Genomic DNA, 12,176 nt, shown 5'->3' with positions numbered 1-12,176 from the left:
CTCAAGCGACAACTATATCAGTATATCACCTATCTATTCCCTTGTCAACACTTTTTTGAAATTTTTTTATCTTTTTTTACAAATTTATTTCCTAACACAATCAATATCACTGATAAATCAATAACTAAAAGGGAAAGGTAACATCTCCCTCTTACCTCTCCCTTATTCTCTATATCACTGTGCTGCTAAAGTCTATTAAATATTCCTCTAACTCTCGCAGCAGTCTTTTACGTCCCTTAAACCGTTCGTTGCCTAGTAAGCGGTGGTATAACTCTAGTTGTTCTTTATCTAACTTGGAAGTGTAGGCTGCTAACGAACTTCGAAGAGCGACTAAATCATCTAAAGCTAGTTCACGCTTGCTCAGTCTATGACTAATGGTTCCAACTTCTTCATAAGACTGACGATCGAAGCGGCGTTTTTGGCTCTCTTGCTTGCGAAGTATGTCATGAATATGATTCCGAAATTTTGTCTTGAAGTAGCGATAGAGGCGGCTTTCATCTTGACTGATATCTGGATGACTTTCTTCCAGCTGGTGATAAACCAGCATACCCTCTTGTTCCCAGTCACTACTCTCCCATAAATGTACATAATAATCCCGTGCACAGCGCCGAACAATCCACTGCACTTTCTCATAGCGTTCCTTGAAGTTCATGTTATCTCCTTTTTCTTTGCTAATATGATTCTACAAGAAAATCTTCTCCTTCAGGGGACATTCCTCCATCCTGTCTATTTTATACCCCAACTGGCACCTAACAAAAATATCTATGACATCTCAGGGACTTTTTATGACATGTTAGGCTTTAAAGAATAAAAAAATAGCTTGATTACACAATTAGTAATCAAGCTATTTAATAAGAAAAGCATCTCTTAATTTTCTTCCATTTTAGATTTTATTTCATCATAGGAAAGGGCATGTGCTTCTCGTTCTAAGTCTTTTTCAGACTCTTCTGGCATATGACCTGTTTCATAGAGAGATTTAATTTGGTTGCTATCAAGCGTTTCGTATTTAAGCAATGCTTCTGCAATCAATTTATGGGTTTCACGATTTGCTTGAATAATCTCAGCTGCTTTGTTTCTTGCTTCATTTAGTAATGAACGAACTTCCTCATCAATCTCATAGGCTGTTTGCTCTGAAATTGATTTTTGAGGACTTTGTGCACCAAACATAGCATGGTTACCTTCGTATTGGACTGGGCCAAGTTTTTCACTCATACCGTATTCAGTGACCATTGCACGCGCCATCTGTGTAGCTTGTTCAAAGTCATTTGAAGCCCCTGTTGTTTGCACATTAAAGATGATCTCTTCAGCTACACGACCACCCATGAGACCAGCCAATTGCTCTTTCATGTCTTCTTTAGACAGAAGCATTTGGTCTTCTTTAGGCAATGCAATCATATATCCGCCAGCACGACCACGAGGCACAATGGTTACCTTGTGTACGACACGCGCATTGGACAAAACAAGTCCGACAATTGTATGCCCCGCTTCATGGTAAGCGACAATCTGACGATCACGCTCGGAAACGGTTTTATCTTTCTTAGATGGTCCTGCGATTACTCTGTCTTCTGCTTCATCAATATCATCGGCATCGATGACTTTTTTGTTACGACGAGCAGCAACCAGAGCAGCCTCATTCAAGACATTTTCCAAATCAGCACCAACAAAACCAGGTGTCTGTTGGGCAACTAATTTCAAATCAACATTTTTAGCCAATGGTTTATTCTTAGCATGAACGCGGAGAATAGCTTCCCGACCCTTCACGTCAGGACGGCCAACCAAGACTTTTCTGTCAAAACGACCTGGACGTAGAAGAGCTGGATCAAGAACATCCGAACGGTTAGTAGCCGCAATGATAATGATTCCTTCATTGCCTTCAAAACCATCCATTTCAATCAAGAGCTGATTAAGAGTTTGCTCCCGCTCATCGTTACCACCGCCAAGTCCAACACCACGCTGACGACCGACGGCATCAATTTCATCGATGAAGATAATAGCAGGAGCCGCTTTTTTCGCATCTTCAAATAGAGAACGAACACGGCTTGCTCCGACACCTACGAACATTTCAACAAAGTCAGAACCTGAGATGCTGAAGAAAGGAACACCTGCTTCACCAGCAACTGCCTTGGCAAGCAAGGTCTTACCAGTCCCCGGAGGGCCTTCCAAAAGAACACCTGCCGGAATACGAGCACCCAGCTTAGTATAACGTTTTGGATCTTTCAGGAATTCAACAACTTCAACAAGTTCTTGTTTTTCCTCTTCTGCACCAGCGACATCTGAGAAGCGTACTTTGATATCTTCTTTATTGGCCGCACGAGCTTTGTTACGTCCAAAATTCATAGCGCCACGAGCACCGCCACCACCTTGATTCATCATAGACATAAAGATGAAGGCGATGATGATAAATGGAACCAAGGAAATCAAAAGATTAATCCACATTCCACTGGAGCTTTCACGCTTAATAGTCACTTCTGTCTCATGCTCAGCAGCTAGCTTTTGCAAATCAGAAACTGTTGTATCTGATGGCAAAACAACACTAGTAAATCTGCTAACTTTTGAGATTTCCGGACTGAAAAACAGGATCCCTGTCGTATCTTTTGATTCTTTAGGTTTTTTATAAGTACCTGATACCTCGATAATACTACCATTTGGCTGGTAGCTCATCTCTGTAACATTGTTATTTTGGATTTCTTTTACTAATTGGCTGTAGTTGATTTGCTGGCTACGACCTGTCGCACTTTCTGTAAAGAAATACTGAAAACCTGTAACAAGGACTACAATAATTAGAATATAGAGAAAAGGATTTTTTATAAAACCATTATTTTGTTTATTTTTCATTTATATCTAGTAAACCTTTATTTTGTATAAACTTCTTCTTTCAAAACACCTACATAAGGAAGATTGCGATAATACTCATCATAATCTAGTCCGTAACCTACTACAAATTCATTTGGAATTGTAAAGCAAGTGTAGTCTGCCTCAATGTCAACAATGCGTCCTTCTGGCTTATCCAACAATGTAGCAATTTTTACAGATGCTGCATTTCTTTCTTTGAATAAATTACACAAATTCTTCAAAGTTTGGCCAGTATCGATAATATCTTCGACAAAAAGAATATCACGACCAGTAATATCTTGATCAATATCTTTGATAATATTAATCACGCCACTACTAGTTGTGCCGCCATGGTAACTAGACACCAGCATAAAATCTAATTCGATATCTGTATCCACGTGTTTGATTAATTCGGCCATAAAAGGAACCGAACCCTTCAAAATTCCTACAAAAATAGGCTTTTTACCTTGATAGTCTACTGTCAGCTGCTGCCCCAATTTTTTTGCTGCTGCTACGATTTCCTCATGAGAAACCAATACTTTTTTAATATCTTGTTCTAGCATAATTTTACCTATCTAATTTTCTGAATATAAAGTACAGTACTCATTATATCACTTTTTAATTCCTTACTCAAATCACTGATAGCGATATTTACAATTGCCAAGATCTGCTGATTTTGCTCAACAATAATCGCTTTTTCTCGTTCTTCAAATGGAATTTTTTGATCAATGAATAGTCGACGAAGTTTTTTGTGATGTCCTTTCAAACGAAGACAATCACCTGTTTTCCTGCGACGTAAAAGAAGTGGTGTTTCACGTGAAACTGCAATCGCTTGAACATTTTCCCCCTCCAAAGGAGTGCCAAATGAGAATTGATAGTCCCCAAATTGAAGTTGATTACCACATTCTAACAGAATTGAGTCCATTTTCAAATCAGACCTACGACTGATTTTTCTGATTTCAAAGTGCTTATAATCCTTCACCAATTCATATCCATCCTTTAAAGGGTGGATGTAATTAGCCTTGGTTCGTAAGATTCCTAAGATTTCTTCAAATTGCTTTTTATTTATATTTAATGAAGGAAATTTCTTTAAATATTCCTGCAGGAGAAAATTTTGCACTTCTGGAATTTGTTGCTCAAACACTTCAAGTTTTGTAATGTCCAATCCTTGCGTCAGATGAGACAGAGCTGTCTGTAAATCCTCAACTTCTTTCCCTAAAGAAATCAGAGAATCCTTAAAGCGTGGATTTTCCTTTTCAAGACTGGGAAGATAAAGATTGCGAATCCGATTTCTGAGATAGTCATTTTGAAAATTGCTCTTATCTTCAAAATGCAAAATATCAGGGAAATCTTGCTTATGAAAATAAAGCAGAGGTCGGATTAATTCCCCGTTTGCAAAGGATTGAACCTCGGTCATTCCAGACAAGTGGCGCAGCCTTGCTCCTCGTAATAGTCTCATAAACACCGTCTCGGCCTGATCATCAGTATGATGAGCCGTTACCAAGGCCGTGTAGCCTTCTGTCAGCATGATTTCTTCAAAAAAGCGATAGCGAAATCGCCGAGCTTTTTCCTCAGAAAAATCACCTGAAAAATTTGAGCTGAAAAATTTCACACCAAGTTGCTGGGCAAAATTTGACAGCTCTTTTTCTTCCATATTCGATTCTGGACGTTGCTTGTGGTTGACATGCGCTATTCCCAGTTCAATCTCTAGCTCTTCCTTGTTCTGGTACAAAAGATGGAACAAGGTCATCGAATCCAAGCCACCAGAAACTGCTACCAGCACTTTTCGATGATTTTGAAAATACCGCTTTTCCTGCATTTGTTTGCGAAATTTCTGATTGATCATTTCAGAACTCCGTACACATCATCTGCAATTTTAGAAATTGTATCGTAATCCGAATTATTCGTAAGAATAGCAATGATAAATGGCGAATCCGCATACACAATAGCGACATCATGCTTGAAGTCGTAAGCATCACCAATTTTATGAGCAACTTTTACATTGATGTTTTTAGAAATTCGCTGATTGTCATAATTTGTCTGAGATAAGGCATCGATAATCATACCATTTTGTTTATAAATGGCTTCCATAACATTGCCTGCCATTCGAGCTGAAGCTTGTCTGCTTTCCACATCCCACTTCTTGCCCGCAATTTTTTCAATAGTATTTTGAAATTGACTATCGGATTGATTGCTTGTATAGTAGGCAAGGATATTGTGGGCCACATTATCCGACTCTTTTGCTACACCATTGATTAAGTCCTGCACAGAATATTCCTTATCATTTGCTGATTTGGAAATACTACCGCTTCCCTCAGGGTCATAGGCACCTGCAAAATCATTGACAGCCGCTGTATATTTTAACTTTTTATCCAAGGAAAGGCTATGATTATTTAGTTGCTCCTGGGCATAGTAAAGATAAGGAATTTTCGTCACACTGGCTGAGTACATTTGTTGATCTGGATTAATGCCTGCTTCTTCGCCCGTTTCTAGCTGTTTTACATAAATAGAAAAGTCAGCTCTTTTGTACTTAGAATTTAAAAGCTCCTGAACCTTTTCCATTCGATTATCTTCTTTGGAAAGAAAATCAACAGAAACCCAACCTTGACCTTCAATTTTAGCGTATTCTCCCTTAGCTGTTTGAGCAATTTGTACTACCTTTACTTTGCTATAAGCAGGTAGTTTAGCTGCAATCTTTTTAGAAGAATTGATCGGGATAGTATCGTAGAGCACATAGTTAGGGGCCAGCCATCTTTCCTGTTTAACATCTGTGATAGACTGAACCGTATCCTCATAAATGCTATTCTTATCTGCAATTACAAACTGGCCATTCTTTAATTTAAAGATAGGAATCCCAGCTTCATTCACGTGCAACTCTGTCAGTTGTAGTGGCTGATCCGGCAGAAGTTTCCCAGCTACCTTAGTCAAAGTAGCATCTGTAAAAGTAGGCGTTTCTTCATAAACATTAGGATTTGTAGGGATACTCGTATGATAACGGCCATAAGCTGTACCTGTTAGCTGATACTTTTCTTCTTCGTCTAAAACAAGTTCCTTTTCAGTACTGATTGCTGTTTGACTGCTCCATAAGGCTGGCAGTAAAAATATCAGCAAAAGTAACTTACGCATGACCTCCCCTTTCCTTTTTTGTTTCTTGAAGTTTTAAAGCTTGATTCTTTTCGGATAATTCTGCTAGTTTTTCATCCGAAAAAGATAAAAATTTCTCTATATTTTGAAGTAAATTTTCCATGATTATTGTGGTAATAAATCTGGTGTTGTGTAAATGTATTCTCCTTCTTTTGAAAAGGAATACTTGGCACGAGCATATTTAGCAGCGTAGCTGTCATCTTTCAACTTGGTTGCAATATCAGATTGATATCTCTTTTCTTCACCTAATTTTTCATATTTTTTCTGTAGTTGTGCATATTGAGCACGGCGATTAAGTAAAGTTTCGTAGCTCTGGTATAAATTATAAGCTGGAAGGATAAAAAGTAGCATGACTAAAATTAGAACCCATCCCATAAAACGATTTCGTTTCCGACGCTCCTCATCGAGGTATCTGCGACGCTGATTTTCATCTTGGATAAAGCGATTATTTATTTGAACAATATTTCTAGACATTTTCTTCAATCCTTGTCTCACTGATAATTTCATACATTTTAGCAGCATCTTCTTTTTTGGTGCTGTCTTTCATTTCTAGCACCCGCACTGTTAACAGCTTATTGCCAAAACGAACTTCAATTTGATCATTGATTTTCAAATCTGTCGAACTTTTTGCCAGGATTCCATTTACCTTGATACGACCTTTATCTGCTACCTCTTTAGCTACAGGGCGTCGCTTGATAATACGTGATACCTTTAAATATTTGTCTAATCTCATAGTCTTTTCCTCGATTTTCTCTTAATATTCTATCATTCTTTTGAAAGAAACAAAGCTAAAAAGCTAAATTTTTACCGAATTGTAATGTTTATTCAGCTTTTCGATTCTTGATTTCTACCAGTTTTTCACCAAAGTTTAACAAGTTTTCCAAAATCTCGAAATCTTTTTTCTTCCGAACATCAAAAACGACTTCAATCAAGCCTTGCTGCTCACCAATTCGAGCCTTTAGATTTGTCGCTGACAAGGCTTCAAAATAATCTTGGGTCAGATAGATTTGCTGAGAAATTTTTTCAAAACGAATGATGATAGATTCTTGCTTCCGCTCAACAAGTGCCACAAAAGCCTGATCAAGATAGGACTTGACTAAGCCAATCTCTAGTAGGTAAGCCACTACATCCGGATATTCTCCAAAGCGGTCAATCAATTCGTCTTGCAGATGTTCATAGTTTACACGATTGTCAATTTCACGAATTCTCTTGTAAACCTCGATTTTCTGACGCTCATCAGAAATATAATCACTTGGAAGATAGGCATCAATTTGAAGATTGATTTCAGCGTTGCTTTTTTGACGCTTGGTTTCCTTACCTTGCTTCTTAGCAATGGCTTCTTCTAGAAGCTGAGAATACATTTCAAATCCCACAGAATCAATGAAACCTGACTGTGAACTTCCTAAAATATTTCCTGCTCCTCGGATAGACAAATCCCTCATCGCAATCTTGAATCCAGATCCTAGCTCAGTAAATCCTTTAATGGCTTCTAGTCTTTTTTCTGAAACTTCAGTCAGAGATTTATCTGGTCGGTACATAAGATAAGCATAAGCGATTCGATTGCTGCGGCCAACTCGACCACGAAGTTGATACAAGGTTGACAACCCCATATGGTCAGCATTTTCGATAAAGAGAGTATTTGCATTTGGAATATCGACACCAGTTTCGATGATCGTTGTTGTAACTAAAATATCATACTCGCCATTAACAAAGTCTAAAAGGGTATTTTCTAAACGCACCTCTGTCATCTGTCCATGAACATAACCAATTGAAGCCTCTGGAATCAACTCTTTTAATTCTGAAACTTTTTGCTCAATGGTGTCAACTTTATTGTAAAGATAGTAAACTTGTCCGCCTCGGTCTATTTCACGTAAAACCGCATCCCGAATAACCGTCCTATTATTCTCTAAAACATAAGTTTGGACTGGATAACGATTTGTCGGTGGTGTTTCAATGACAGATAAATCTCGAATCCCTAGCATCGACATATGAAGGGTTCGTGGAATAGGGGTGGCCGTCAAGGTCAGAACATCAACCTTCTTTTTTAGTTCCTTTAACTTTTCCTTATGCTTGACACCGAAGCGCTGCTCTTCATCTATCACCAGTAGCCCCAAATCGGAGAATTTTACATCTGCTGATAGGAGGCGATGGGTACCGATAATAATATCAATCTGCCCTTTTTCCAATTTTTCCAGAGTCTCTTTTTGCTCCCCTTTACTTCTAAAACGACTGAGAACATCGACATTCACGGCAAAATCGTTGAAACGTTCTTTAAAGTTTGTGTAGTGTTGCTGAGCTAAAACAGTGGTCGGAACCAAGATTGCCACCTGCTTATGATCGTTGACAGCCTTAAAAGCAGCCCGCATAGCCACCTCAGTCTTCCCAAAACCAACATCTCCAACCAAGAGTCGGTCCATAGGACGGTCACTCTCCATATCTTTCTTGATTTCCTGAATGCTTCTGAGCTGATCATCTGTTTCCACATATGGAAAGGCATTATCAAACTCTACTTGATGCTGGTCGTCACTAGAAAATTGGAAACCTTTTAATTGACTACGCTCTGCATATAATTTAATAAGGTCATCGGCAATGTCTTCAACCTGATGCTGGACTTTTTGCTTCGTTTTTTGGAAACGCCCATCATTTAACTTGTTAATTTTAGGTGTTTTTCCATCACTAGCTACATATTTAGACAGAAGATTGATTTGATCCACCGGAATGGAGATACGATCTGCATTTTGATACTGAATCGTCAAATAATCCCGATGAACTCCTGAAACCTCAATCGTTTCAATTCCTAAATAGCGACCAATACCGTGGATATTATGAACCACATAATCGCCTTTTTCCAGTTCATTATAGTCCTTCAACCTTTCAGCATTAGAAATATTTTGACGACGAATCCTACGTTTGATTTTTTTCTGAATCATCTCATGCTCAGTAATCAAAACGATTTTTTCATCGACAAAATTAAATCCTTGAACTAGATTTCCTTCTATAAGCTGGACAGCTTTTTCATGAATTTCTTTGTCCTTGATGTAATCTAAATGAATCTCATAATCCTGTAAAGTTTTATGTAAACCTTGTAAACTTGAGGCTGAATTTACCTGCAAGACTACCGTATAGTCCGATTTCCTAAAGCGATTGATTTCTTCTTTTAAAAGAGGAAACTGACTAAAAAATTCCTGCATTGGATATTGATTAAATTGATAAAGTGTATCAAATTTTAGATTTCCCAATCCTTTGTGGAAGTTGGAAAAAAACGTAGCAGGTTTATATTTACGATAGTCCTGATAGTTATTTGCAAAGTATTGTTGATTTGACAGTGCTTTACTATTTTGTAAATCATCTGTCAAGATATCGGCAACTTCTAATTCAAACTGTGCTTGCTTGTCCATTATCTTTTGAAAATCATCAAAAAATATAGGAGTGTGCGTTGGCAAATAGTCTAAAATAGTCCATTCTTTATGATAGAAAAAGGAAAGAAATTTACGAATATCTGCATGATGATACTGCTCTCTAACAGAACTCAATACTTCTTCTAAATAGGATTTTAAGGAAGGATCAAGAACCGTAGAGAGAGCCATTTCTAGATTTTTCTGTCCTCTTGCATAATCTTCTTCTGTAAATAGAAGATCTGTAACAGGCTCTATCAAAATCTGTTCCACATTTTCAAGAGAAAGTTGATTTTCAGGATTGAAAATCCTTATGCCATCAATCTCATCTCCAAAAAACTCTATCCGATAAGGATATTGAGCCGAGCGTTCAAAAATATCTAGAATATCCCCTCTCAGACTGTACTCTCCTTGACTGAGAACCTGAGAAACCTTTTTATAACCATTACTTGACAAGGACTTTACTAGGTTGTCAAGGTTATATTCTTCAGTAACAGAAAGGATAAGCTCAGATTGTTTAAAAATATCAGGCTTAGGCAAGAATAAACGACTGGCTGCAACATTGATGATTAGAATCCCATTTTTCTCTTTATCTGATAAAAATTTCATGGCTTCTAATCTGGCAAAGATTTTTTCTTGCGATGAAAAAACAAACTCAGCCAAAGGGGTATCATCTGCCAGGAAAGTATAAACCGTTTCTTCTCCCAATAAAGAAAGCAAATCACTAGCCAGCCGCTCTGCTTCATTTTGACTCGAAGTGATGACTAGGATTTTCTCCTGCTCTTCTAAGCTACTAGCAATCGCTAAAGCCTTTGTTGAAGCTGAAAGTCCCATCACTAACTGACGGGTCTTTTTTTGCAATTGTTTCTTCCAGTCTACAATTTGTCGGTTTCGACCAAATAGATCAAGTAGTGTCATTGTCTTATCCATTGTATTGTTGCATGGTCTGCTCAAAATTATCAGTTTGTAAATAATGATTTACAGCACTGTCAACTTTTTCTAATGCGTTTAAAATACTGATATAATCTTCCTCATCAAATTTTCCTAAAACATGATGAATAACTGACATATTATTTTTAGGTCTTCCAATGCCGATTTTCACTCGCTTGAATTCCTGTGTTCCAATATGTTTAATGATAGACTTAATACCATTGTGCCCGCCAGCTGAACCTTTGGTACGAAGACGAATTTTCCCAACTTCCATATCCAGATCATCATAAATAACGAGTAAGTCATCTATATCTAAGCCGTAGTAAGTGAGCAGGGCATGGACTGCTTTCCCACTTTCATTCATAAAAGTAGTCGATTTTACAAAATAGACTTTTTCTCCATTCAAGAAAGTTGAAGCAATGTCTGCTTGAAAAATCTTATCTGCTGTAAACTTTAGATTTAATTCTTTACATATATTGTCAACCAACATAAAACCTACATTATGTTTGGTTTCGAAATATTTATCTCCTGGATTTCCCAATCCAACAATTAATTTTGTCATTTTACTCCTTTATAAAAGCCAAAAGGGCTGGAAATTTCTTTCCAACCTATGTATTTTAACTTTACACTTGATTTACACGTTAAAGCGGAATTCCATAATATCACCATCTTGAACGATATATTCTTTTCCTTCTTCACGCAAACGTCCAGCTTCTTTTACAGCCTTTTCAGATCCATATTTTACCAAATCATCATAAGACATCGTCACTGCACGGATGAAACCTTTCTCAAAGTCTGAGTGAATGATACCAGCTGCTTGAGGAGCTTTCATACCACGCTTGAAGGTCCAAGCCCGGACTTCCTTTTCACCAGCGGTAAAGTAGGTTCCAAGTCCCAAAAGATGATAGGCTGCTCGTGTCAATTTGTCTACACCTGACTCTGTCAAGCCAATAGCTTCCAGAAATTCTGCCTTGTCTTCATCGTCCAGTTCAGAAATTTCTTCCTCGGCACGCGCAGAGATGACAACAACTTCAGCATTTTCTGTAGCAGCAAATGCACGAATCTGCTTCACATAGTCAATATTGTCTGGATCTGCAACTTCATCTTCACCGACATTGGCCACATAAAGTACTGGCTTAGTCGTTAAAAGAAAGAGACCTTTGACGATTTTTTGCTCTTCTTCTGTAAACTCAACTGTTCGAGCCGACAGACCATCTTCCAGAACAGGCTTGATTTTCTGCAAAACATTAAATTCTGCAACAGAATCCTTGTCCTTCTGGGTACGAGCCATCTTCTCAACACGCGCATAGCGTTTGTTAATGCTTTCCAGATCGGCCAAAATAAGCTCTAGATTGATGGTCTCAATATCAGCCATAGGGTCGACGAAGTCAGACTCACGGCCCTGTTCCCGCATGACATTTTCATCATCAAAGGCACGGACTACATGGACGATAGCATCCACTTCACGGATATTGGCCAAGAATTTATTTCCTAGACCTTCTCCTTTTGAAGCTCCCTTTACAATACCAGCAATATCTGTAAATTCAAATGTAGTGGGAACCTTCTTTTGAGGTTTAATCAATTCTGTTAATTTATCCAAACGAGCATCTGGCACTTCTACCCGACCGACATTTGGATCAATGGTCGCAAAAGGGTAGTTGGCAGCTTCTGCCCCTGCTTTTGTAATTGCATTAAATAAAGTTGACTTGCCCACATTAGGCAGTCCAACAATCCCTGCTGTTAAAGCCATTCGTATCTTCTCCATTCATCTTTTCAATCCCAACCATTATACCATAAATCCTTATCCTAAACAGCGAATTTGAATGAAAAATTTCCTGCTTTCTAGATAGAAATAGAAAATATTTCTGCAAAAAA

The 12,176-nt window shown here is 38.0% G+C and carries 11 protein-coding genes; all 11 read right to left on the bottom strand.

The window, feature by feature from the left end; all coding sequences use genetic code 11:
- Positions 1–169 precede the first annotated feature (169 nt).
- Positions 170–652 carry a sigma-70 RNA polymerase sigma factor region 4 domain-containing protein gene (locus D8790_RS09780; protein ID WP_125388446.1) on the bottom strand — a complete coding sequence of 161 codons (483 nt, stop codon included), beginning with the start codon at positions 650–652 and terminating at the stop codon, positions 170–172.
- A 215-nt stretch (positions 653–867) separates the two neighbouring features.
- On the bottom strand, positions 868–2,835 hold the full coding sequence (ftsH, locus tag D8790_RS09775; RefSeq protein WP_125388445.1) for an ATP-dependent zinc metalloprotease FtsH: 1,968 nt from the start codon (positions 2,833–2,835) through the stop codon (positions 868–870).
- 17 nt (positions 2,836–2,852) lie between these two features.
- Positions 2,853–3,395 carry a hypoxanthine phosphoribosyltransferase gene (hpt, locus tag D8790_RS09770; protein WP_045499858.1) on the bottom strand — a complete coding sequence of 181 codons (543 nt, stop codon included), beginning with the start codon at positions 3,393–3,395 and terminating at the stop codon, positions 2,853–2,855.
- An 8-nt stretch (positions 3,396–3,403) separates the two neighbouring features.
- The gene (tilS, locus tag D8790_RS09765; RefSeq protein ID WP_125388444.1) at positions 3,404–4,678 is read right to left on the bottom strand and encodes a tRNA lysidine(34) synthetase TilS; all 1,275 of its coding nucleotides are present in this window, start codon (positions 4,676–4,678) and stop codon (positions 3,404–3,406) included.
- Positions 4,675–5,958: a serine hydrolase gene (locus D8790_RS09760; RefSeq protein WP_125388443.1), complete on the bottom strand. Its 1,284-nt coding sequence runs from the start codon at positions 5,956–5,958 to the stop codon at positions 4,675–4,677. The genes tilS and D8790_RS09760 overlap by 4 nt, the downstream gene beginning before the upstream one ends.
- A complete protein-coding gene (locus D8790_RS10950) occupies positions 5,951–6,079 on the bottom strand; it encodes an SP_0009 family protein (RefSeq protein WP_125372373.1) in 129 nt (42 codons plus the stop codon). Before D8790_RS10950 ends, D8790_RS09760 begins: the two co-directional genes overlap by 8 nt.
- A 2-nt stretch (positions 6,080–6,081) precedes the next feature.
- On the bottom strand, positions 6,082–6,450 hold the full coding sequence (locus D8790_RS09750; RefSeq protein WP_125383185.1) for an FtsB family cell division protein: 369 nt from the start codon (positions 6,448–6,450) through the stop codon (positions 6,082–6,084).
- Positions 6,443–6,709, bottom strand: a complete 267-nt coding sequence (locus tag D8790_RS09745) for an RNA-binding S4 domain-containing protein (protein ID WP_005591371.1) — start codon at positions 6,707–6,709, stop codon at positions 6,443–6,445. The genes D8790_RS09750 and D8790_RS09745 overlap by 8 nt, the downstream gene beginning before the upstream one ends.
- An 88-nt stretch (positions 6,710–6,797) precedes the next feature.
- The gene (gene mfd / locus D8790_RS09740; RefSeq protein WP_125388442.1) at positions 6,798–10,301 is read right to left on the bottom strand and encodes a transcription-repair coupling factor; all 3,504 of its coding nucleotides are present in this window, start codon (positions 10,299–10,301) and stop codon (positions 6,798–6,800) included.
- Entirely contained in the window at positions 10,294–10,863 is a 570-nt protein-coding gene (gene pth / locus D8790_RS09735) for an aminoacyl-tRNA hydrolase (protein ID WP_125388441.1), read from the bottom strand. Before pth ends, mfd begins: the two co-directional genes overlap by 8 nt.
- Before the next feature lie 72 nt (positions 10,864–10,935).
- Positions 10,936–12,051 (bottom strand): redox-regulated ATPase YchF, encoded by a 1,116-nt coding sequence (gene ychF / locus D8790_RS09730; protein ID WP_125388440.1) that lies wholly within the window; start codon positions 12,049–12,051, stop codon positions 10,936–10,938.
- Positions 12,052–12,176: the final 125 nt, after the last annotated feature.

Source organism: Streptococcus cristatus (assembly GCF_003943535.1).
Classification (GTDB): domain Bacteria; phylum Bacillota; class Bacilli; order Lactobacillales; family Streptococcaceae; genus Streptococcus; species Streptococcus cristatus_L.
The sequence above is the reverse complement of the archived record's forward strand: the minus strand, read 5'-3'. Positions and strand labels throughout refer to the sequence as shown.